Origin of the sequence: Mucilaginibacter gossypii, from assembly GCF_900100945.1 — a bacterium.
Classification (GTDB): domain Bacteria; phylum Bacteroidota; class Bacteroidia; order Sphingobacteriales; family Sphingobacteriaceae; genus Mucilaginibacter; species Mucilaginibacter gossypii.
Genome location: NZ_FNCG01000035.1, coordinates 1 through 22,473, shown reverse-complemented (window position 1 = coordinate 22,473; position 22,473 = coordinate 1). Strand labels below are relative to the sequence as shown.

At 43.0% G+C, this 22,473-nt stretch carries 22 protein-coding genes; 14 read left to right on the top strand and 8 right to left on the bottom strand.

Annotated features, from left to right (window positions below; translation table 11 throughout):
- The coding region (locus BLS28_RS30125) for a transposase (protein WP_143020685.1) at positions 1-292 on the bottom strand (292 nt) is incomplete at its 3' end.
- Positions 293-803: 511 nt separating this feature from the next.
- On the opposite strand from BLS28_RS30125, the gene BLS28_RS30120 reads away from it, so the two are divergent.
- The 6 genes from BLS28_RS30120 to BLS28_RS30095 all read left to right on the top strand — a co-directional run bounded on the left by BLS28_RS30120 (position 804) and on the right by BLS28_RS30095 (position 7,363).
- Positions 804-1,700: a VOC family protein gene (locus BLS28_RS30120; protein ID WP_218134531.1), complete on the top strand. Its 897-nt coding sequence runs from the start codon at positions 804-806 to the stop codon at positions 1,698-1,700.
- 143 nt (positions 1,701-1,843) lie between these two features.
- Positions 1,844-2,980: a TlpA disulfide reductase family protein gene (locus BLS28_RS30115; protein ID WP_091176507.1), complete on the top strand. Its 1,137-nt coding sequence runs from the start codon at positions 1,844-1,846 to the stop codon at positions 2,978-2,980.
- Positions 2,981-3,130: 150 nt separating this feature from the next.
- Complete coding sequence (locus BLS28_RS30110; protein WP_091176505.1) at positions 3,131-3,589, top strand: nuclear transport factor 2 family protein; 459 nt, start codon at positions 3,131-3,133, stop codon at positions 3,587-3,589.
- A 44-nt stretch (positions 3,590-3,633) separates the two neighbouring features.
- Complete coding sequence (locus BLS28_RS30105; RefSeq protein WP_091176502.1) at positions 3,634-4,014, top strand: putative quinol monooxygenase; 381 nt, start codon at positions 3,634-3,636, stop codon at positions 4,012-4,014.
- Between the two features lie 492 nt (positions 4,015-4,506).
- On the top strand, positions 4,507-5,406 hold the full coding sequence (locus BLS28_RS30100) for a sensor histidine kinase (protein ID WP_091176500.1): 900 nt from the start codon (positions 4,507-4,509) through the stop codon (positions 5,404-5,406).
- A 19-nt stretch (positions 5,407-5,425) separates the two neighbouring features.
- Positions 5,426-7,363 (top strand): sigma-54 dependent transcriptional regulator, encoded by a 1,938-nt coding sequence (locus tag BLS28_RS30095; protein WP_091176497.1) that lies wholly within the window; start codon positions 5,426-5,428, stop codon positions 7,361-7,363.
- A gap of 46 nt (positions 7,364-7,409) precedes the next feature.
- On the opposite strand, the gene BLS28_RS30090 is transcribed toward BLS28_RS30095, so the two are convergent.
- The 5 genes from BLS28_RS30090 to BLS28_RS30075 form a co-directional block, all read right to left on the bottom strand.
- Positions 7,410-7,802, bottom strand: coding sequence for a hypothetical protein (locus tag BLS28_RS30090; RefSeq protein ID WP_143020922.1), 393 nt, complete (start codon positions 7,800-7,802; stop codon positions 7,410-7,412).
- A 159-nt stretch (positions 7,803-7,961) separates the two neighbouring features.
- Positions 7,962-8,540, bottom strand: coding sequence for a Crp/Fnr family transcriptional regulator (locus BLS28_RS30085; RefSeq protein ID WP_091176493.1), 579 nt, complete (start codon positions 8,538-8,540; stop codon positions 7,962-7,964).
- Positions 8,541-8,696: 156 nt separating this feature from the next.
- Positions 8,697-8,912, bottom strand: a complete 216-nt coding sequence (locus BLS28_RS31275; RefSeq protein ID WP_256337587.1) for a pirin family protein — start codon at positions 8,910-8,912, stop codon at positions 8,697-8,699.
- Positions 8,903-9,400 (bottom strand): pirin family protein, encoded by a 498-nt coding sequence (locus tag BLS28_RS30080; RefSeq protein ID WP_218134529.1) that lies wholly within the window; start codon positions 9,398-9,400, stop codon positions 8,903-8,905. The genes BLS28_RS31275 and BLS28_RS30080 overlap by 10 nt, the downstream gene beginning before the upstream one ends.
- Positions 9,401-9,424: 24 nt before the next feature.
- Complete coding sequence (locus BLS28_RS30075) at positions 9,425-10,072, bottom strand: nitroreductase family protein (protein ID WP_091176491.1); 648 nt, start codon at positions 10,070-10,072, stop codon at positions 9,425-9,427.
- Positions 10,073-10,332: 260 nt separating this feature from the next.
- Here BLS28_RS30075 and BLS28_RS30070 point away from each other — a divergent pair, with 260 nt between their 5' ends.
- The 5 genes from BLS28_RS30070 (at position 10,333) to BLS28_RS30050 (ending at position 15,988) form a co-directional block, all read left to right on the top strand.
- Positions 10,333-11,397 carry a SphA family protein gene (locus BLS28_RS30070; RefSeq protein WP_091176489.1) on the top strand — a complete coding sequence of 355 codons (1,065 nt, stop codon included), beginning with the start codon at positions 10,333-10,335 and terminating at the stop codon, positions 11,395-11,397.
- Between the two features lie 214 nt (positions 11,398-11,611).
- Positions 11,612-12,691 (top strand): alpha/beta hydrolase, encoded by a 1,080-nt coding sequence (locus BLS28_RS30065; protein WP_256337586.1) that lies wholly within the window; start codon positions 11,612-11,614, stop codon positions 12,689-12,691.
- Positions 12,692-13,005: 314 nt separating this feature from the next.
- Positions 13,006-13,863, top strand: coding sequence for an SDR family oxidoreductase (locus BLS28_RS30060; RefSeq protein WP_091176487.1), 858 nt, complete (start codon positions 13,006-13,008; stop codon positions 13,861-13,863).
- Between the two features lie 40 nt (positions 13,864-13,903).
- Complete coding sequence (locus BLS28_RS30055; protein ID WP_091176485.1) at positions 13,904-14,908, top strand: VOC family protein; 1,005 nt, start codon at positions 13,904-13,906, stop codon at positions 14,906-14,908.
- Between the two features lie 21 nt (positions 14,909-14,929).
- Entirely contained in the window at positions 14,930-15,988 is a 1,059-nt protein-coding gene (locus tag BLS28_RS30050) for an alpha/beta fold hydrolase (protein ID WP_091176483.1), read from the top strand.
- Positions 15,989-16,139: 151 nt separating this feature from the next.
- Here the strand turns inward: BLS28_RS30050 and BLS28_RS30045 are convergent, their stop codons facing one another.
- Positions 16,140-16,832 (bottom strand): Crp/Fnr family transcriptional regulator, encoded by a 693-nt coding sequence (locus BLS28_RS30045; protein ID WP_256337585.1) that lies wholly within the window; start codon positions 16,830-16,832, stop codon positions 16,140-16,142.
- Between the two features lie 349 nt (positions 16,833-17,181).
- On the opposite strand from BLS28_RS30045, the gene BLS28_RS30040 reads away from it, so the two are divergent.
- From BLS28_RS30040 to BLS28_RS30035, 3 genes are all read left to right on the top strand, one after another.
- Positions 17,182-17,634 (top strand): hypothetical protein, encoded by a 453-nt coding sequence (locus tag BLS28_RS30040; protein ID WP_143020921.1) that lies wholly within the window; start codon positions 17,182-17,184, stop codon positions 17,632-17,634.
- Positions 17,635-18,307: 673 nt separating this feature from the next.
- Entirely contained in the window at positions 18,308-18,463 is a 156-nt protein-coding gene (locus BLS28_RS31090) for an Arm DNA-binding domain-containing protein (protein ID WP_176844613.1), read from the top strand.
- Positions 18,464-19,588: 1,125 nt separating this feature from the next.
- Complete coding sequence (locus tag BLS28_RS30035) at positions 19,589-21,652, top strand: IPT/TIG domain-containing protein (protein ID WP_091176478.1); 2,064 nt, start codon at positions 19,589-19,591, stop codon at positions 21,650-21,652.
- 506 nt (positions 21,653-22,158) lie between these two features.
- Here BLS28_RS30035 and BLS28_RS30030 read toward each other — a convergent pair.
- Positions 22,159-22,473, bottom strand: a 315-nt coding sequence (locus tag BLS28_RS30030; protein WP_176844482.1) for a molybdopterin-dependent oxidoreductase, incomplete at its 5' end; no start/stop codon positions are given.

Here is a 22,473-nt window from a genome sequence, read left to right as displayed (position 1 = left end):
AAATGCCCAATGCTTTTTTTAAGATATCCCTTTCCTGCTCCACTTCTCGCAGACGTACCTTCATTCGTTCATATTCTTCTACCGATACAATCGGCGTTTCTGACCCTGGCGATTTCAGCGCCGATGATCCCGTTGTTTCTTTATAACGGCTTTTCCATTTGTGGATCAAATTCTCCCTGATCCCCAACGAAGCGGCCACGTCCACAACCGAACGACCACTAAAAACCATCTTCAATACATCCGACCTAAAATCCGCATCGTAAACACGGCGGCTTGACTTTTTCTTGTCCATTGATTTGCTAAGTTAAGCATCTCGACTGTCCGGCTTTACCGATGCATCTCACCGGGATAAGATCATTAACGACAGCTTCAGTTCAGCGGCAAAACCAATGATATGACAAACTAACCTTTAAACCCATTGTCCTTTTTTGTCTTTCAAAGTGCTATTGGCCAAACTCAACCAGGTTACCGACCCAATGCGGCAATCTGTTTATCAATAAATAGATTGTTTTAATAGCGCCAAAAGTAAATAATATAACCCAACATTTCGAAAATCTAATCGCTAATACAAGCCAATATAAACTTTATATAAACCAACATATATTATTAAAAATCAGTCTAATAAGAGACAGTTTTAAATCTTTTATCCGCCAATATCGTTTCAGTCTTCAAAGGCTTGGACAAGTCAATGCATTGACATTTATCAATGTGCTTTTTTATTCTATATCAATGCCTGGTCAACGCTAAAGGGGCAATTTTGTCATATTCACAAACAAATGAAAAACATTAAAAAAAGCAAGAACATGTCAACAAAAGCACAAATATCAGGTATTGACCATGTTGGTATCAATGTACCTGACCTGCAACAGGCCATCGATTTTTTCAGTGATATTTTCGGTTTCTCGGCGGTTACCCAACTTGGCCCATTCCCGCTTGACATCGCATGGAAAGAGAACAACAATATGCATCCCGATACAGGAGCAGTAACTATTAAAATGGTACACGCCGGCACTGGTGCAAGCATCGAAGTTTTCGCCTATGAAAATAACCAGGGAAGTAAATCGCATCCGGGGAGTGATGATATTGGCGCAAGCCACATCGGTTTCTATACCGCAAACATGGATGAATCGGTAGAATTCTTAAAATCAAAAGGTATCAAGTTTCTCGGCGAACCTTTCCTGATGCCATCGGGCGATACTGAAGGGGAAACATGGGTATATTTCCTTTCTCCATGGGGAGCTAAAATGGAACTTGTCTCCTATCCCAATGGCAAAGGTTACGAGAAAAACAAACCGACAAAAGTACTTTGGTCTCCTAAAGGCAGTATTAAAAATGAAGCGCTTACAGAGGAGGAGATTAAAGCCCTGATAGAACGCCATCTCGAGCTTTGGAACGAACAGGATGAAGACAAACGCAAAGCAATTCTCAACGAAATTTACGCAACAGATATAGAGATGCTCGATCGCCACTTTATTGCGAATGGTCACAAAGAAATAGATAATTTTATTGTTAGCCTTCACCGGGAAAATCCGAATTTCCGTTTCACACAAGCCAAACCGGTTAATATCAATCATAACATCGCCCGTTTATTTTGGCAATTTGGTGATGATGCCAAGCCAGACACTGTTACAGGCATGGACCTGTTTGTGATCGAAAACAGGAAAGTGCAAAAACTTTATGTTTTTGTAGGAGAAGAGTAAACTAAGTTGCTCTAAATTAAAACAATCGGGGCCGGTTAACTGAAAAAGATGTTAACCGGCCCCGACTGTTAAGAAGCCGCTTAGAAATGATTAAATAAAACAGTTATATCCACAACGTCATCGAATTATCCTCCATCATTAAAATGAAAAAATTATTTATTGCGCTTTTAGTAGCCTCACCATTCATTTCCACCGCGCAAAACAACGCTTTCACTATTAAAGGAGCTATCGAAAATTCAGCCCGCGGAGATAGTGCCTTAATGCGGTACATTACACCATCCGGTGCGCATCAGCAGATAGCGACACCGATCATCAACGGGCATTTTACCTTTAACGGAACTGTCGCGGAACCTGTTAAAGCAGAGATCTCGCTTAAACATAAGTCGCTCACAGATAGTAAAGACGATAAGCTCGAGTTTTATCTTATGCAGGGCACTACGATCATCCAGGGCAAATCGACTATTGAGGATGCTACTGTAAGCGGCACCAGGTTGAATGAAGAATACCGGTTATACCGTGCTGAAGAGAAGTTTTTTGATAACAAATACCAGGCATTAGAAGCCGAAACCAATGCGGCAACCGAACAAGAACGTAAAGCGGCAAGCTTTAAAGCTAAGCAACAGATCAAAGAAGCGGCTATCGATTCGGCTTATTATGCCTCAAAACGACGATTTGCTGAAAATCATACAGCATCAATAGCCGGGATTCTGGCCTTGGGCGACTATGCTTATACCGCCGATTATTCATTGCTGCAACCTATATTTAATAAATTTGGAGAAGATGTAAAAGCAAGTAAAGAAGGCAGAAGTTTTACGGCCAAACTGGAAAAACTGAAAATCACTGCAATTGGCAAAATACTCCCCGACTTCGCGGAGCCGGACACCAGCGGCAACCTGTTAAAATTATCTTCTTTACGGGGCAAGTACGTATTGATCGACTTCTGGGCACCATGGTGTGTTCCTTGCCGCGCGGAGAACCCTAATGTTGTAAAGGCCTATGAGCATTTTCATGATAAAGACTTTACGGTATTAGGCATTTCCCTGGATGGCCCTAAATACCGCGACAGCTGGTTAAAAGCCATTAAAGATGACCATCTAAGCTGGACACAGGTTTCTGAGTTCAAATACATGAACGACACTGCCGCGAAACTTTGTGGTATTAATGCAATTCCGCAAAACTTCCTGATCGATCCTGAAGGCAGGGTGATAGCTAAGAACCTGCGCGGAGAAGCACTGGAGGGCAAACTGAAACAATTACTAACAAGGGCCGAATTGAAGTAAAAGCCGCAATGCGTTAACGGATTCAGCAGGGAAAAAAACTGCGGTGCTCAACTTTACTCATTGACATTTATCAACCCTCTTTTTTATCCTATGTCAATTTACAGAAGAATGGCAATTCCAACCTTTGTATCAAATCAATAAAAGAACCATATGAAAACTCCAACAAATTCAGAAAACGAAAAAGTGATCCGCGAGCTTTACCGTGTCGCTGAAATACAGGATAGCAAAGCTTTTGCAGCCCTTTTTACAGACGACGGCTACTTTTGGGATATATCTGCAGGCGCAAAATATTATGGCGCGGATATTGGCAGAACGGTTGATATCTATTCAACAGCCTTCCCTGATATGCACCGCGAACTATACGATTTTTATGTAAGGGACGAAGAAAATGTAGTGGTGGTTGAACTATCACTTAACGGCACGCACAAAGGCCCGCTGCAATTGCCTGCCGGCACAATTGCGGCTACCGGTAATGAGATACATACCCCTTGCTGCGATGTATTTCACCTGGAAAATGGTAAGGTAAAATCATTTCACTGTTACACTGCCGGCACTATTTTACTCGGCCAGCTTGGTGTGTTTGGAAATTTAAGCGCGGTGCTACAGTAATTATTTAGCCAATGGCTACAGTTATTTCATCAACAGTTTAAAATATGGAAAATTCTATTAAAACAGGAACATCAACAGATCATGATAAAACACTTTCAACCGGTATTACGGTAAGTGCCTATTATCGTGTGCATCCGGATGACCGCCAGATATTCATCGACGCCGTGATCCCGGATATGACAGCGGCAAACAAATTGCCGGGATGTATATATTATGCCTTTTCTCAAGACCTAACGGATCCAAATACCTTCCACCTGCTTGAGGGCTGGGCAGACGAAGAGGCTTACGAGCGTCATGAAAACGCTGAAACATTTTTAACCGCGTTAAGTACGGTAGTTAAAAACGTTCGGATCCTTGATCGCCAGGGAGTACGGTACGAAATCGCCAAGATTCACATCGATGATCCGAGAGGTAAGGTATCGTAACCATTAGTTTCATATACTGAATATTATAGCGGCCAGCCATTCAGGCTGCCCGTTTTGGTTTATATCCTCCCGGCAAAATGATATCCAACAGCCCCGATTAAAAAGCAGGATTGATAAATGTCAAGGCAGTTATTTAGCGTAGGTCAACAGGTAGTTTTTAAATAGTCATGACCTTTGATAATGGATACTTGAAACAATACACCTGCTAACAAGCCCTATACTGAACCGGAACCAGATCAATAAGGGACATTGCACTTAATGCCCCAACCAGGGCAAATTGCTTCAAACCCAATACGGTTACCGAAATATCGCAATTTCTCGAAATATCGGGAATTTAATGAGGTCCAAATCGTAAGCAATTGAAAAAGAACAACCTTTTCGCGGGCATGCAGATTGCTGGTAAAGCGTATTATTTGTTCAAAACATTTTTGGATAAATAATACGCTTGACTAAACCTAACAAAACCGTGCCGAGGAATAATCAAATACAAAAATGACGATACCAAATGCCGGGTTTATTATGGCAACCAGTACCAGTAAAGAATATATTGCCGACAACATTTCAGGCTGTTTGGCAATAGGTGTTCTTCAAAACAGCTGGTTGATTGGAATTACAGTATTATTGCTGGTGATTGGGGGATGTATGCTGTTGTTGGAGCGTATCAGTATAAGAGAAAACAAAAAGGTGAACGAGCAGCAGATCAAAACACTGGAGTTGAGCATTGCCTTATTAAAAGGCGATATCGATAAACTATCTACCGAAAAGGAATGCTTGGTTGCAGAAATGCACCACAGGGTAAAGAACAACCTACAGGTATTAAGCAGCCTCATTAACAGCCAGCTTTCGTTTATAGATGATAAAACAGGCAGGGAGGTTTTGGTTTACAGTAAACACCGGTTGTATGCACTGTCGCTGGTACATCAAAAGCTATTTCAACAAGCCACCGGGGCTGCTATCGAAATGTCGTGCTGTATAAAAGAAGTGGTAGATTATCTTATTGATGAGTTTAAGTGTGGCAACCGGATAACGTTTGATTTGAACATGGTACCGATTGCGGTAGATCCGGATACCGCGATACCTTTTGCACTGATCATCAATGAACTGGCTACCAACTCATTGAAATACGCGTTTCCGAATGAAGCCGGGGGCAAAATAACAATTGCGCTCCTGCACCTGCAGGAAGGCACTTATCGCCTGATGTTTGCCGATAATGGCGTAGGTCTTCCCGAGGGGTTTGATTTCCTTTCGGCAAAATCGCTTGGAAAAACGTTGATCATGGGGCTTTCCAGGCAAATACGCGGCGCTGTAACCGTAAATACCGTAAGCGGGTTTGAGATAATAATAGATTTTAAAACAAAAACTGATCAACAGGCGCATTTTGTGTTCTGCTAAGGAAAAGCTAATTTGAAGTATGATTGAAAAACTACTGATTGTTGAAGATGAGTTCATCGTTGCCAATGACCTGACCAATATGATGGAGAATGCCGGCTACAACGTGTGCGGCACTGCGGACAGTGTGGAATCGGCGAAAGCAGCTGTTGATAAATATCAGCCTACCTGGGTACTGCTTGATATATTTCTGCAGGACGATTCGATGGGGACGGAACTTGCCCCCTATCTGCAGGAAAAAGGCATTGGCTTTATTTATATTTCTGCCAATACCAATCAAAGTATCCTCGAGGCCGCCAAGGCCACGCAACCTTACGGCTTTTTGGTTAAACCTTTCAGGGAGAAAGACTTGCTGATCATGCTGGATATTGCAAGAAGCAAGCATGAAACCAGCTTGCAATTTACCGCACAGCGCGAACTGCTTTTGCAGCAACAGGTAAGGGCCTTAACAGATGAGCAAACAACATTGGAAAGTAAACTGAATAAAATTCCGGCTACATTTCAATCTCTGATCCCATTTGATTACCTCGCTTTCAGCTATACGCCGGCAAACAGTAACAAACCGGAATCCGGCGCTTTTTTTAGGGTTGGCTTTAACGAATACCAGGTACTGCCTGCACTCGAGGCCAAACAACTTATCCAGGTATTTTACTACCAGGGCAGTCAAACGCAGATCCGAAAAAGTGTAGACGTGAGTATACTTAATGGGGGCGCTTTCCATAGCTTTCAGGCAGGCCGTATCCCTGGCGGTGGACTGTTAGCGCCCTACAGGTTAAACTCATCCTTACAATTGCTGAACAAAACCAGCGAGGGCACACTGCAGCTGGCATTCTTCAACAGAAACGAAAATGGGTTTGACCATTCACATAAAACCCTTTTATGTAAGAATGAAAAGTTTGTCTTTCGCCTTTTTAACACTTTATCATTGGCGTATAACGGTGATTCAAAAACACTCAGACGGGCATCCCGTATTCAACCGGTTAAATCTGTACCTAAATTTGAGGGCATTTATGGCAACAGCGCCGCGCTGCTGCATGTGCTGGATAACGTAGAAATGGTTGCAGATACCCCGGTAACTGTTCTTATCCTTGGCGAGAGCGGTACGGGCAAGGAAAAAATTGCACATAATATCCATCTACTATCTTCAAGGCGGGATGCTCCATTTATAACAGTTAACTGCGCGGCTATACCTGCCGACCTGATTGAATCTGAACTATTTGGTCATGAAAAAGGTGCCTTTACCGGTGCTATCGAAAAGCGTATCGGGAAATTTGAAGCAGCTAACGGGGGTACAATATTCCTGGATGAAATTGGCGAGTTGCCTTTAGAATCGCAGGTAAAACTGTTAAGGGTACTACAGGAAAAGCAGTTTGAACATATCGGAAGCAGCAAAACAATTAAAGTTGACGTGCGGATTGTGGCTGCTACCAACCGTAACCTGGAGAAAGAAGTTGGCGAAGGCCGGTTCCGTTTGGACCTGTTTTACAGACTAAATGTGTACCCGATCAATCTGCCTCCGTTGCGGGACCGCAAGGAAGATATTCCGGTCCTCGCCCGGTACTTCCTCTTAAAAAGTGCCGAAGAAATGGGAAGATTGGAAGCGCCGGAGCTCAGCCCGGCTGCTTTAAAGCAATTATCGGTTTATAACTGGCCGGGTAATATCCGGGAGTTAAACCATTTGATGGAGCGGACATTGATCAAAACAAGAGGAAAAATTGTTGAAAGCATCGAAATGCCAGCTGTGAAACGAACGGATTCCATGCCTGCAACCTCCACCGGCGATAACAGGAAAACACTTGAGCAGATTGAAGCTGAACACATCCTTTCAGTACTTAAAAGCTGCAATGGTAAGGTAACAGGTGTGGGCGGTGCCGCCGAAATTCTGGGCCTGCCACCAAGTACGCTCACGTCCAGGATGAAAAAACTTAGTATTAAAAAAGAACTGTACCACGACAGATAGATTGATAGCTGGTATGGGACTAAATCCATACCAGCCCAAAAACTTGTCAGGAGGCTGTGCTCAACTCCCGCTCCTCATATATCCCAAACAGGCTTTGCCCGGTTATACGAATATGGCAAAAGCGAAAAGATCCCTGGTCACAATCCATAACAGCAACAACTTCCGCCCCAGATCTTGTCAATTCAACAAGCGCCTCATCCAAATTGCTGACCCTATAACTGACCACAACATCTGAATCTGCAAACAAATAGGCCGGAAAGTCGGCACCGGGACCATATAACTCCATTATTGTGCCGTCTACCAATACATACACAGTCAACCCAGGCGCGGCGAGAATCTTCTTTGAACCGATCACATTTTCAGCAAGCATTTCGTAAGCTTTACTGGTAGTGCCATTCAACCGGATCGCTATTTTTCTTAATCCTTCTATCTTTTTCATAACAAGTTTGCCAGCTCTCAAAAGCGAAAAACCGACATCCAAAAATGCTGATGCTGCTGCCGTTTTTAATTGATATCAAATAAGAAATGGCATTGATATTTATCAATGCCATTTCAAGTAAAATGCCTTCCGAAAATTCAAATACCTGCAAAACCTACGCTATTTCTTCGCAGTTTGGTTACGGATCCGGCTTAAAGTTTCGGGCGTTATGCCCAGGTAAGAAGCAATCATCCCCTGCGGCACACGCATCACCAAATGAGGAAACTTCTCCAGAAATTTAAGATACTTTTCTTCAGCGGATAAACTGATAAATGTATGGATGCGATTTTGGGCCACAATAAAACTCTTCTGCAAAATGCCGTTCACCATATCGTTAAATGCGGGGATCTGGACACAGAGCATTTCGAAGTTCGACTTCGAGATCAGGACAATTTCCGAATCTTCCAGCGCATCAATATTAAATATCGATGACTCGCCCGACGCAAGGCTTTCCCGATCTCCTGTCCACCAGTTTTCTACCGCGAAGTTGATAATATGCTCATTCCCCTTATCATCGAGCGTGTAGGTACGCACACATCCTTTTGTTACGAAGGCATTATATTTCCATACATCGCCCTCCTGCAATAAATACTGTCGCTTCCTTACTCTCTTCACTTGGCAAACCGCAATAATTTTATCCAGGTCCTCTTCCGAAACCTTGCTTTTTTCGCGGATATATTTTTTAAATACTTCAATCACTCTGTTCGCTGTTAAGTAAAATCAATTTCAAATATAAGCAATAGGCGTCTCCACCGCATAATTACATTTTCTGATTTTAAACAAAGAACAAATCACACTCGCAATTAACTTAAAACAGACAAGATATTTTTCGAAAACTCCCTAATTTCAGCACGCTCATTTTACCGGAACTTCAATTATCAGGATCCTGGAGTTTTCAGTAAACCTCATTAAAATGCTCTCCAAGCCAGTAACAGTAACCGCGTCACGTTTTTGCAGTGTATGCCCAGCTATCCAGGCCTCGCCGCTAATCAAAAAGAAATATACACCATCGCCCTGGTGTTTGATGTTGTAAGCAGCACTTGCGCCAGCTTCAAAATCCCCTAAATGCATCCAGGCCCTTTGATAGATCCAAAGTCCCTCATCATCAGGATAAGGTGAAACCACTTGCCGGAGTTGATTTTGCGCGGGAGAATGGATATTTGCTGATACCTTGCGTTAACATCCCTTTGCTCCGGGTGGATCCATATTTGAAGGAAGTTGACCTCTTCGTTACTATGATTAAATTCGCTGTGTGTTATACCGGCACCTGCGCTCATTACCTGTATATCTCCGGCGCCGATAGTTGACTCCCTCCCGGTGCTGTCTTTATGGGTTATCGTTCCTTTCAACGGAATAGAAATGATTTCCATATTTTTATGTGGATGCTGTCCGAAGCCGGTATTAGGCTTTACGAAATCATCATTCAATATCAGCAAGGGGCCAAATGGTACCCTTCCGGGTTCATAGAATGCGCCGAAGCTAAAGGAATGGAACCCGTTAAGCCAGCCAATGTTTTTATTACCCCTTGTGGATGCCGGCAAAAAATTGATATTTTCCATATTTCTTCCAATTATATATCAAGCTTATTGGTAAAGTGTTACTAACTCGCTCATTGGTTTACGCACTTTCGGCAATTTAAAGTTCCAATCGTTCGCCTCATCACGGTAACCAATCGCCATCAGCATTGAACTGCGAAGGCCTTTAGATTTCAGATCAAGAAATCTATCCAATTCCTGTGCGTTAAAACCTTCCATCGGCGTAGCGTCTACCCGCTCCAATGCCGCAGCAGCTACAGCGATACCCAGGGCTATATGGGCCTGCTTAGCGGCGTGATGAAAATTCTCCTCACTGCTAAATTTTGAAAAATAGTTTAATGCGAACTGGCGCTGACGATCTAAAGTGGTAGACACCTTTTCACGTTGCTGGTTCAAATAATCGAACACGCCGTTAATACGTTCAGGCGTGTAATCATCCCAGGGAGCAAAAACAAGCAGGTGAGATGATTCTACCACCTGCATTTGATTAGCAGCTATCGGCAATATTTGTTTTTTCAACTCGGCGTTGGTGATCATCAGTATTTCATAAGGCTGCAGGCCAATGCCCGAAGGTGCCAGTCTGGCGGCTTCAAGGATCCGGCCCATTACATCTTGAGGAACAACTGCACCGGTCATTCTTTTCGCAGCATAGCGCCAGTTAAGCGCACTGTTGATATCTAATTTTTCTGTTGTCATGATCTAAAACTTTTGCTGTAAAGGTCACGAGCTACAGGCGGTTGCCCGTTGATATAAAATAAAAAAGGCTATTGACTTTTATCAATCGGCAACCGAAAAAATCCCGCCAAATTATAATAACAAGCATACCTGGCAGTGCGGTTTAAACAGTCATATCATAAGAGCTGTCAAGACACACAAGGAAAGTTCTTGATAAATATCAATGGCCTTTCTTGCTTTTTATCAATGTGCATTTTGGGGAGGCGACAGAGATTTGCACTATGAAAAACGAAATCAATACAAACGTACCCGAAGAAAATAAAAAAACCGATGAACCGGTAAAAGCCACTACCGATCCTGAAGTAAAAGTTACCGCCCCTTTGAAAACGAAAGAAAAGAACTATAAAGCGCGGACCAGGCGCCCCTTGTTATTGTTAGCATTTTGTCTATCGGCTATCGTTAAGACATACGCGCAAGATCCGGCACTCCCTCCTACCAACCTTGGCCTTGCAAATGTTTACGATGGCGTGGCCGGTAAGCCGGGCTTCATTTACCAGGGCTACGCCCAGTATTTTCAGGCCCATCAGTTAAATGATGGTTTCGGCAGAAATACACATTCTGATTTGAAGGTTAACTCTCTTTTGCAAATGAACCAGTTGATCTATCTTTCACCGGTACGCCTGATGGGCGGCAACCTTGGCTTTACCGTGATAGTTCCTTTTGTACAAATCTCGGCATCAAACCTGGGTGGCCAGGCCTTTATCGTTAATCCCGGTGTTTTAGGCGATATTGTGCAGGGAACAGCTGTTCAATGGTCGGATAAGAAACTGTTTGGCAAACCGTTCTCGCACCGCGTAGAATTTGACATTAACGTACCGGTTGGCGGTTATGACAGCAGGTATAATATCAATCCGTCATCGCATGTATGGGCCTATGGCCTTTACCATGCCTTTACACTTATGCTGAGCGATCAGGTTAGTGTAAGTTCCAGGAATCAGTTCAATTACAATAGCCACTTTATTGGGCAAAAAAGTAAGGCAGGGGCGTATTACAATGGTAACTACTCCGTCGATTATTCGATTTTAAAAAGCTTGAAGATAGAAGCAGCAGCCTATTACTTAACGCAATTCAACCAGGATAGTTATAATGGCGACAACCATTACTACCAGGATAAATACGGTATCGATAACACCAAAGAGCGCGTATTTGGATATGGCCCGGGACTAGCTTATTTTGCACCGAACGGCGTTTTGCTTGAAGCCAAAGTATTTTTTGAAACAGCAGCAAAAAACCGCTTCGAAGGAACCCGCCCAACACTTCGGCTTGCTATCCCCCTATCAAAGTAATCCGTATGGCTTAAATAATAAACCGAATGTCCCCTTCCTCGATAAAAATTTATATATCAACAAGGAGCCTCTATATGAGGCTTTTTTATTAGTCCGTACTTTACGGACGGAGGCAAAAGCAGGCGTTGACAAAAGTCAATGTGCTTTCTTAACCCAGGTCAAGCGGCATTTCTGAACCATGAGACATTTTTGCACCATAGAAAAACATAAAATCATGAAAACAAAAATGACCCTCAAAGCAGCATTGCTGTTAGGCACTTTAGCAATAGGAACAGAGTTAAAGGCGCAATCAACGGATCCGGCATCTGATCCGCAGATCGAATCAAACACCAAAGCATTTTTAAAAGTACTTAATTCTGGCAACGGGAAACCTATCGAAACTTTGTCCCCAAAAGACGCCCGCGCGGTGTTATCCGGCGCACAAAGTTCTGTAAAGGTCGATCTTTCAGGGATTACCATAGCAGAAAAAACAATTACCGAAGACGGACAGTCCATCAGCATCAATATTGTAAAGCCGGCAAACGCTAAGGGAACACTTCCAGTATTCATGTTTTTCCATGGAGGTGGCTGGGTATTGGGTGATTTTGATGTTCATAAACGCATGGTTCGTGATCTTGTTGTCGAATCGGGCGCGGCTGCAGTTTTTGTTAATTATACCCCATCGCCGGAAGCCCACTATCCCGTAGCTGTTAACCAGGGATATGCCGCTACCAAATGGGTTGCAGAACATGGTAAAGAAATCGGAGTCGACGGAAATAACCTTGCGGTTGTGGGTAACAGCGTAGGTGGTAACATGGCCGCGGTTGTAGCTTTGATGGCAAAAGATAAAAATGGCCCAAAAATCAAGCTCCAGATGCTTTACTGGCCGGTAACCGACGCCAATTTTGAAACAGAATCTTACAATAAATATGCGACCGGCAGATTCCTTTCAAAAAGTATGATGCAGTGGTTTTGGGATAACTATACATCAGACCCTGAAAAACGCAAAGAAATTTATGCGTCGCCATTGCAAGCTACTGTTGATCAGCTTAAAGGTTTGCCGCCTGCAATCGTTCTGACTGCCGAAAATGACGTTTTGAGGGATGAAGGCGAAGCCTATGCCCGCAAGCTCGACCAGGCAGGTGTTCGCGTAAACGCGGTACGCTATAACGGCATGATCCATGACTGGGGCATGCTAAACGCCTTGGCCTACATTCCCGGCACAAGGAGCGCAATGACCGAGGGGGCAGCCGAACTCAAAAAAGCATTTCAGGCTAAAGCAGTAGCTACCGCGCCACTAACTTCAACTAAATAACATCCTAATCCTTTATTACCTGCTGATTAATAATCAGCTTGGACGCCCGGTCTGCTCATGCTTTCCGGGCATTTTTTTGTACTGTGTAACCGCGTTCTGTTTCAATTTTACCCAAGCTGGGATTCTTATATTTGAGCATTTTAGATTTCTCCCAACTTGGTTTACCGAAATAAAATACAATAAATTCTTAATTATCAACAACATACAATAAAACGCATTGATAAATATCAATGCGTTTTTTTATTTCATGTCAATGTGTGGGCAAGCCCATTATATGACCTTTGAGATATCAACAACAACAAAAACTTAAGAAAATGTCACAGATAGTATTCATCACAGGAACAAGCTCAGGCTTCGGAAAATTAACTACAGAAACCCTTTCAACAGCTGGCTATACAGTTATAGCAGGAATGCGTGATATCGACGGAAAGAACGCAGAAGTTGCCAACCAATTGTCGCAGCTGCCAAATGTAGATGTAGTTGAGATAGACATAACCAAAGACGAATCGGTTACAAACGCCTTTGCAAATATGATAGCTAAATACGGCAGGATCGATGTATTGGTAAATAATGCGGCCGTTGCCGGTTTCGGTTTGCTGGAAGCCTATAGCTTAGACCGGATCCGCCAAATGTTTGAAGTAAACTTTTATGGTGTTGTCCGTACTTACCAGGCTGTGTTACCAACTATGAGGGCCGCAGGTAAAGGTTTGATTATCAATATTACTTCAGGGGCAAGCGGCCATACTATGCCGTTTATGATCCCATACCTGGCTTCAAAATTCGGCGTTGAAAGCATCACCGAAGGTTTACAGGACGAGCTGGCAGAATTCGGTATTGAGAATGTAAGCATTCAACCGGGCGTATATCCAACAGAAATGAACACCAGCCAGAAACAAGGTGTCAATTCAGACAAAGCAGCTATCACCGAGGCCTATGGCGATGCAGCCACTCAAAAATTCAACGCCATTGGAACAGCCCTTTTTGGTAAAATGCAGCAATTCAACATGGATCCTCAGGTTATTGCCAATGGCATCCTGGAACTCATCGAAATGCCGGCTGGTACACGACCACTCCGTAAACCACTTGATGCCATTGCTCAAGGTACCGATATCGAATTTATTGAAACCAGGGCCGCTATTAAAGCTAAATGGCTGGAAAAATACACCGCATAATAAATTCTAATTAAGAAATAATCTTTCATCATCATATAAAATGAAAAATCAACAATACAACAAGTTGGCATCCGGAGCAAAGTCAACACTATTGACCCTTGTCCTCGTTACTTTTTTATCGCTTGGAAAGTCAAATGCGCAGGCTCCCGGTATCGTTGGCATTGACCACGTTGGGATCAACGTACCTGATATTGACGAAGCTGTTAATTATTTTCATGACATGTTCGGTTTCACGCCGGTAACACAACTGGGGCCGTTCTCGATGCCGGCAGAATGGAAAAAGACTTTTTACATACATGAAAATGCAGACCAGGTTGAACTTAAAATGTTACGTGCCGGCGACGGATCAAACATCGAGTTATTCGCTTATAAACCAAACAGCGGTAGCAAAGAACAGCCGTATCGCGATGATATCAGTGCTACACACTTTGCATTATACACAAGCGACCTGAAGGCAACCAAAACCTACCTGGAATCCAAGGGTGTTAAGTTTCTGTCCGATATCCAATCAGGCGGCGGTGACACCGAAGGCGAAACCTGGGTGTACTTTGAAACTCCATGGGGAGCTACCATCGAGCTGAACAGCTATCCTCATGGTAAGGGTTACGAAAAACATAACCCGGCTGTTAAGCTTTGGACTGCTTCATCAAATATCGAGCTAAGCCCGGCTACATATTCTAAAGCTGAACTTAAAAAAATCGCAGACCTGCAGATTCAAATTTGGGACAATACCGACGAACAAAGCCGGTCAGCACAATTGACAGAGCTATACACGGATGACATTGTTTTCTTTGACGAAGCGGCTGTGATCAAAGGGCTTAAAGACCTGAACGCCCGGATCACACAATTGCAGCATCAGAATCCAGGCTTCAAATTCAGTATGATCAAGATTGATAACAGCGCCAATGTGGTACGATATTATTGGAATTATGGTCCGAAGTCTAACCCGAAACTTATTTCAGGTATGGACCTAATGATCTTGGAAAATGGAAAAGCCAGGTCTCTGAACGTGTTCCTGGACAAATTACCTGCAGCCAAAAAATAACAACCATCAAATTTTTGAGCCATGAAAATATTTCAAATCAATTTCCAAACGGCTTCCAAATACAATTCGCAAATAAAGCAAAGTGGTGCTCCTAAAAGGAGCGCCGCTTTATTAATTACTGTTGTTGCCATATTTATCAGAGTAATTTCTCACAATTACGTATTTGCCCAATCGATTAATAAAGAGGCACTTTCAGACAATGCATTGGTTAAGAAACTCCCTGGTTTCAAAAGCGAATTTTCCGAGGTGAATGGCGTGAAACTTCATTACGTTGAAGGCGGTACGGGGAAAATACTCGTTTTATTGCCAGGTTGGCCGCAAAACTGGTGGGAATACAGCAAAGTCATGCCGGAACTTTCGAAGAAATACCATCTGATAGGAGTTGATTACCGAGGCATGGGTTCATCTGATAAGCCAGCCAACGGATATGACAAGAAAACTATCGCCTCAGATATATATGGGCTGCTGCAAAAATTAGGTTACAAGAAGGCTTTTATTGCAGGGCATGATATTGGCGCACAGGTTGCCTTCAGTATTGCCGCGAACTACCCAGACCTGACTGAAAAACTTATTATCATGGACGTACCACACCCCGACGAATCCTTCGCTGCTGTGACTATGTTGCCGGCGCTGGGAACGCCGACGGACAAACTTGACCCTGCCCGACCGTTCCTTTGGTGGTTTGCATTTAATCAAATGCGGGGCATGCCGGAAGATTTGCTGGAAGGTAGGTTTGCATTGGCTCAAAAGTATATCTTTCATTATCTTTTGAAAGATGACAGATCGATCAACGCGTTTGACCGCGCTGTTTACGCCAACATTTATAATAACAGGGACGCTATCAGAGCAGGCAACGGATGGTACCAGGCATTTGCACAGGATATTGCCGACTATAAAACTTATAGCAAATTATCTATGCCAGTGCTGGGAATCGGGGGTCCAGGTTATAATTGGCTGAAATATTCGCTACCTGAAAAAACTTCGAATTTAAAAGTTGAAAAGGTGGAAAACAGCGGGCATTTTATAGTCGAGGAGCAACCCTCGGTTGTCATCCAGGACATCATCGAGTTTTTAGACTAACTGTTGAGAAGCCCACTAATTGAAATTAGTGGGCTTTTTACTATTTGAACATCTCTTTTCTGACAATAGACCCTATGAGCTTGATCGTAAATGGTCTTGTATGGGAACAGAAAGCGAACCTGCCAAATTACCTGAAACACGAGGATTTTAATTAAATATGATGCTTTCTGATCCGGCTTAATGTTTCCGGTTTAACACCCAGATAACAGGCAAGCATGTTTTGTGAAAAACGCATGGAGTATTGCGGTTGGTTTTTGAGCAGATCATAATATCGCTCTTCCGCGGTCATGCTAAGCGCGGCGTTGATCCTTTTTTGATTATAGATCAGCTGTTGTTTTTGATACTCAGAAAACATCTGGGCGAAAGCAGGTACCGACGCTATCAATAGTTCAATTTGCGACCGGTTGAGTATCAACAGTTCTGTATCTTCCATAACTTCGATATGATATCCGGAGCATTCATTTTGGTTGAAGCTTGCCTGATCGGTTATCCACGTGTTTTCCAATCCGAAGGCGACAATTGACTCCTGTCCGCGTTCATTAATTGAAAACATCCGAGTCGATCCCTTAATGATAAAACCGATGTATTTGCAAATATCGCCCTCCTGCAGAAAGTACTGGCGCTTTCGTAGTTTTTTAAGTTTTACAGATTCCACGATCAGTGTTTTTTGCTGATTGCTGAGCGACATGCCCGATATTGCTGTAATATACTTAAACAGCTCCCAATGAGCCGGCCCTGCAAGTGTCCGTACAGCGGGGTCGCCTGGCATACGGTATTCAACATTTTGTACAAAGAGAGAGCTTATTTCCGAGTTATTCTTGCCTACAATATTGTTAGTGTACATACGATGTCTGTTTTGTTGTACACACTATGCCAAAAAACAACCAAATATTTACAAGCCTAATAATCAGCAATTTAATATTTAAAAATCAAAATTCTATCGAAATATCGAAGATTCCCGAAAGCATAAACACCAAAATACCGGCAACAAGAAACGGTGAAGCATTGACAAATATCAACAGAACTTTTTAGTATAGATCAATGGGTAAATGACAGAGCCTTAATATTTTGCCGATTCAGATCCCAGATAGCCATTTACCATAACACTGTGGGCAAAACGTGAATAACGAAGAATTTACTCCATATTGCTGAGAATGCACCAAATACTTTTTAATGATAAAAGACAAGTGAATATGAAACCAAACAAAGCCCTTGCCATCGCTGGATTTACAGCGATCACCTTAAATACAATAATGCTTAAGCTTGCTAAAATTTTAGACATTAAAGCGGAAAGCGGCGGCTTATTGAAGTTAACACTGAAAATACTGCCGAGTTTCCTTCCCAATGCAACTTTTATTAAAACAGACTGGTTTTGGATCCTGTTCCATTTTGGAACCGGAGCGGTCATGGTTATCATCTATGCTGCGTTCTTTAACAAGTCGGCGCTCTCTACATTCTTTAAGGGTTTATTATTTTCGCTATTTCCCTGGGTTGTTAATGGCGTGGTTGTCTTACCCACATTAAACCAGGGAATATTTGGCTTAAAAGCACTACCCCTATCGGGTGTTTTCTACTTTTTTCTTGCCAATCTCCTGTTTGGTTTTACGTTAAGCCAATTTTATGAAATGTTAAGAAGGTCAAGCTGATTTATCAGGCTCTATATTCTATAACTTCAGAAAACCATTTTAAAAAACGGATAAAGTGCGTTTAAATTCCCTAATGGGCTCAAACAAGAGATCATGCCTTTTATATTATAATATATTCTGTTACAGTGATAATCGCTGTGTAAGATTTACAAAAGTCAACTCAGAGCTACTTTTCGACCTGGTCAACAAATCACAATTTTATATTTCTTACACAATAGCGAACACTTAAAAGTTCCTCTACTAAATTCGAAACGATCTTATTTTTATATGATATTATCTTTTTATACTTTAGAATAAAGTAAGTAGCATAATAAGGTCAATTAGTGGCCATTTGGTGAGCATCCAGTGAGCGGTGTCGAAAACCCCAATATTGATATTGACAGTGAGCCCGTTATGTGATTTTTCACGTTCCCTCCGACTCCACTAAGTTCAATGTTAAAACAGAATAAAATCCTGAAAATCAAACAATTGAAGGCTTTTGTTTTTTAGTCAAATGACTATTATTCATCAATTCGCAATAAAAAGGAGCGTAATTCGGTGAGTAAATTTTAAAAATTCCCCACTCCCTAAAACGACATATAACTTTGATAATCAATGTATTAAAATTTTCAAAATCTTGTAAAGATGTAGTTGTAAGCTTAATTTTGTTTCACTTTTTAATGCTTAAAACATTATGAAAACTAATTTCAGCTTGCTTTTTTATTTAAACTATCAAAGCGGCCTGGTGCCGATTTATCTACGTATTACTGTAAACGATAAGCGTTCGGAAACTACCACCGGGCGCGAGTATGATCCCAGCCCCTATGGAACAGCATTGCTGGCCGATTAAAAGTAACTAAAGAAGACACTAAATCTTTTAACGCATATTTAGACACTTTGCAAAAACAAGTTTATGAAGCGCACAGTCAATTGACCGAGTAGAAATGTGGATATTAACAAAACGTAAAAAAACAGATACCCCAAGCCGTATTCCATTATTACCATCTGTCTTAACTCTACTTGATAAATACACAGATCATCCAATTTGCAGTAATCTAGGTAAAGCCCTTCCGGTAACTGGTTACTAACCGGAGAAGGAAAAATGGTTAAATCGGGTGTTTTTGAGGCCGCTATCCCTGACAGCAATACGACTTGCTTCACAGAATGCGGGGTATATTGCACATACCCCAGACAGTACAAAACGTACAGGTGTAACAAAAGCCGCAAAAACCGCCCCCTGCTACGTTTTTCAACCCCCAGAATTATATCTGTCAACAATGAAAAGACAAAAATATTCTGTACGTTCCTGTGGATAAGCGTATGGATTTGGCCTCCATTCGGCCGCCTGTAATTCACACCAAAAACTTTCCGATGTACCTTGCTGACCTGGTTATCATGCGGATGGACCGTGACGAAAGCATCGTCAGTATCTCTCCCCCTAAATAGCGGCCGTGAAGCTTAAGAACGAACATATCAAACAACTGATCAAGGAAATTATGACGAAGCAAGGGCTGACCGCACACTAATGCTGCTGATCGCGGCTAAATACTTAACTCAGTACACTCCAAACTGTAAAAAGAAGATGAGATTGGGGTACTTCTGGTAGAGATCTCAACTAATTTATTTTCTTTTATTGAAGGAGTAATCCGCATTGCCGGAGATGCCCGAATGCATCATGTAAGTACCAGATATTAAGTTATTTAAAACGAGTATTTTGATTATTTTTGGTTCTTGTAACGTTGAAACGTAAACCTAATATTTACATTTAGAAATCTTATTCCCGGCTGTCGATTTCCAATGTAAGTTTAACCTGCAAGTGTCAAGGAATTGTACAGGGATTTTGCTCTGGGCAATATCTTAAATCGATCTTCGGGTTGCCGATAGCACGATGCTATTCATGCCAGTCACTAATCTTTTGATTTTATAACCCCTGTGCGGCCTTTTTTCCTATATTAGTTAGGAATAAACCTTACTGATGAATATCACACCAAAACTAAAGCGTCATACTGGCTTTACTCTTATTATATCTTGTTTTATTGTCGCCTGTTCGGATAAATTTCACGAGCCCGAACCTCTCAAGATCACAACTCCGAAAATTGTGTCGCTTAGTATCGATTCCGGTGCTTATAATACGCCTGTAACCATAACCGGTACCGGTTTTGGGAAAGATACAGCCAGCAACCAGGTTATGTTCAACGGGCATAAAGCGGCTATAAGCAGCGCAACTACTACCAAAATTATAACAACCGTGCCCGAAAATGCCGGCACAGGCAACCTCACCATAACCACCGGCGGACTTACCGCCACTGGCCCTGTATTTAAATACCTGCAACCTGCCGTAAAACCCGACTCACTATACATCGTATCGCTTAGCCCCGACTCCGGTACATACAATACTTCTGTAACAATTAACGGCCTTGGCTTTAGCAGCACAGTTGCCAATAATAAGCTCTTATTTAATGGAAAGGCAGCCGTCATCAGCGCAGCAACTGCCATGGCAATCACCGCCACCGTACCGCAAGATGCGGGCACCGGCAGGGTTACTATCCAGGTAAACGGCAAATCTGCCTCTGGCCCCATTTTTAAATACATAATTCCTGTTATAAAACCCGTCATCACGTCTTTAAGCGTTTCGCAAGGGCTCATCGGTACCGGCGTTGTTATTAACGGCACCGGCTTTAGTCCGGTAATTAATAACAATAAACTATTTTTTAATGGTCAAGCAGCAACTATAACTGCGGCAACTCCAACCAGCCTCGCTACAACCGTTCCGGCCGGGGCAACTACGGGCCCTGTTACGATCGTGGTAAACAACAATAATGCACAGGGCCCTGTGTTTACTGTAAAAGCGCCGCTTACCATCGCCAAACTGAGCGCCACAACAGGCGTATACCGCGATGCCATTACCATAACCGGCACGGGATATAGTGAGGACATGTCGGCAATACAAGTTTACGTAAACGGGAAAAAAAGCGATGTGCTTTCGTCTTCTGCCACACAAATATTGTTTGGCGTACCACTATCTGCGGGTACCGGAGTAGTGAAAGTAGTGGTTAACGGCGCGACAATTAACGGCCCGGTGTTTACCTATATGTTATCGTCCGTAGCAGACGTAATTACTTTAAGCCAACCAGATCCCAGCGGTAACACTACCGACTTTTTGAAAGTACCAACCGGGGTAGGCGTGGATAGCCTCGGCAATATTTATATTGGCGACAGCGGCCATAGTGCTGTTAAAAAAGTTAGTGCCCATGGAAGCTTATCTACATTTGCCGGAGGCACCGCCGGCTTTCAAGACGGCAAAGGCGCCAACGCAAAATTTTACAATCCAGCAAATGTAGCAGCCGACGCAAATGGTAACCTATATGTAGCCGACCCCTATAACCGTGCTATCCGTAAGATAACGCCCGATGGTAACGTTTCAACAGTTTACACAGGCGACTACCAGCCGTTTGCCATAGCAGCGGATAAGGCCGGGAATATCTATTTTTCGGGAGGCACAACGCCTACCCTGCTGATGAAAATGAGCACAGATAAAAAGGTAACTGTATTGGCAGGTAGCAATACCACCGGTTTTAAAAACGGCACTGGCAACATGGCCTTGTTTGGCGAAATATTGGGTATCGCTGCCGACGCTACCGGGAACATTTACGTAGCCGACGCCGCGAACAACCTTATCCGAAAAATCACCCCGGCCGGTAACGTTTCAACCCTGGCAGGCACGGGTGCCGCAGGCAAGGCCAACGGCGCCGCACTAAAAGCATCTTTTGACAGGCCGTGCGGGGTGGCGGTAGACGCCGGCGGGAATGTATACGTTGCAGACTATCACAACTGGCTTATTCGCAAAATAAGTGCTGCCGGGCAGGTAACGACTGTAATAGGTAAACCCACGTCATACACCCAAAATATTGATGGGAATGTTGATTTTGCTGTTATACCTGAACCTAATGCAATTGCGGTTGATGCGTCAGGCTTACATATTTATGTGATCGAACGAGATTTCAGCTCGCTAAGGAAGATCACCATAGTGGTAGAGTAACAGTGGCCGCAACTGCTCTTAAACATTTTTAATCTGTTTTCAGTCTGTCAAGTTTGAAATTAACTTAAGATTAAAAATTAATCATAAGTTAATTTCAAAAAAAAATAAAACCGGCTTTCTGCATTTGATCGGTCAATGCGTTGAACCTTGGCTGGGTTTTGGCCGGGAACGGTTAAACTAATAGGTAGTATCTCATAGATGCAGATTTTAAGCTCTTTGTATAAGTCGTTGCAAGAGCAGGTGTTATGACGAATTAAGGTGATTATTTAATTTCCATGAGCTCGGTTGATTGCATAAATTGTGTTACGGCTGAATTAATTACAGGCAGCCGTTTTGCTACTAACACAATTATTTGGATTTTTCATCCATTGTTTATAAACTTTGAAAGCCTGGGTTCAATATTCAGTTAGCGGAAGACGTGCGAAAATGGTTACCTACTTTTGCGGCGATGCTGCTAGGTTCATTACCGGCGCGGAGCTCGTCATGGACGGCGGCGTGAGCCTGGCTTAATCGCTGTAACGGTCGTTACGCCAGGGATAAGCCGTGTTGGAATAACCACGCTCTTCCCAGAAACCTAGCTTGTTCTCCGTCAGGAACTGGATGCGTTTGATCCATTTGGCGCCTTTCCAGGCATAGAGCTGCGGCGTGATCATGCGGCAAGGGCCGCCATGTTCCTGGGGCAGCGGCTGACCGTCGAATGTGTGGACTAATAGTACATCCGGCTTCAGCGCTTCTTCCAAAGCGATATTGGTGGTATAAGTGTCGTAACCATAACAAAGCAGGTGCGTCGCTTCGGGCTTGGGCTGCACCAACGCGGCCAG

Excerpts from the sequence above, each read along its gene's own strand:
- BLS28_RS31275 (WP_256337587.1), bottom strand. The coding sequence starts at position 8,912 with ATGCATTTAGGGGATTTTGAAGCTGGCGCAAGTGCTGCTTACAACATC.
- BLS28_RS30045 (WP_256337585.1), bottom strand. The coding sequence starts at position 16,832 with ATGTACACTAACAATATTGTAGGCAAGAATAACTCGGAAATAAGCTCT.
- BLS28_RS30040 (WP_143020921.1), top strand. The coding sequence starts at position 17,182 with ATGAAACCAAACAAAGCCCTTGCCATCGCTGGATTTACAGCGATCACC.
- BLS28_RS30105 (WP_091176502.1), top strand. The coding sequence starts at position 3,634 with ATGGAAAATTCTATTAAAACAGGAACATCAACAGATCATGATAAAACA.
- BLS28_RS31090 (WP_176844613.1), top strand. The coding sequence starts at position 18,308 with ATGAAAACTAATTTCAGCTTGCTTTTTTATTTAAACTATCAAAGCGGC.
- BLS28_RS30035 (WP_091176478.1), top strand. The coding sequence starts at position 19,589 with ATGAATATCACACCAAAACTAAAGCGTCATACTGGCTTTACTCTTATT.
- BLS28_RS30055 (WP_091176485.1), top strand. The coding sequence starts at position 13,904 with ATGAAAAATCAACAATACAACAAGTTGGCATCCGGAGCAAAGTCAACA.
- BLS28_RS30120 (WP_218134531.1), top strand. The coding sequence starts at position 804 with ATGTCAACAAAAGCACAAATATCAGGTATTGACCATGTTGGTATCAAT.
- BLS28_RS30115 (WP_091176507.1), top strand. The coding sequence starts at position 1,844 with ATGAAAAAATTATTTATTGCGCTTTTAGTAGCCTCACCATTCATTTCC.
- BLS28_RS30050 (WP_091176483.1), top strand. The coding sequence starts at position 14,930 with ATGAAAATATTTCAAATCAATTTCCAAACGGCTTCCAAATACAATTCG.
- BLS28_RS30060 (WP_091176487.1), top strand. The coding sequence starts at position 13,006 with ATGTCACAGATAGTATTCATCACAGGAACAAGCTCAGGCTTCGGAAAA.
- BLS28_RS30070 (WP_091176489.1), top strand. The coding sequence starts at position 10,333 with ATGAAAAACGAAATCAATACAAACGTACCCGAAGAAAATAAAAAAACC.
- BLS28_RS30110 (WP_091176505.1), top strand. The coding sequence starts at position 3,131 with ATGAAAACTCCAACAAATTCAGAAAACGAAAAAGTGATCCGCGAGCTT.
- BLS28_RS30095 (WP_091176497.1), top strand. The coding sequence starts at position 5,426 with ATGATTGAAAAACTACTGATTGTTGAAGATGAGTTCATCGTTGCCAAT.
- BLS28_RS30075 (WP_091176491.1), bottom strand. The coding sequence starts at position 10,072 with ATGACAACAGAAAAATTAGATATCAACAGTGCGCTTAACTGGCGCTAT.
- BLS28_RS30100 (WP_091176500.1), top strand. The coding sequence starts at position 4,507 with ATGACGATACCAAATGCCGGGTTTATTATGGCAACCAGTACCAGTAAA.
- BLS28_RS30065 (WP_256337586.1), top strand. The coding sequence starts at position 11,612 with ATGAAAACAAAAATGACCCTCAAAGCAGCATTGCTGTTAGGCACTTTA.
- BLS28_RS30090 (WP_143020922.1), bottom strand. The coding sequence starts at position 7,802 with ATGAAAAAGATAGAAGGATTAAGAAAAATAGCGATCCGGTTGAATGGC.
- BLS28_RS30080 (WP_218134529.1), bottom strand. The coding sequence starts at position 9,400 with ATGGAAAATATCAATTTTTTGCCGGCATCCACAAGGGGTAATAAAAAC.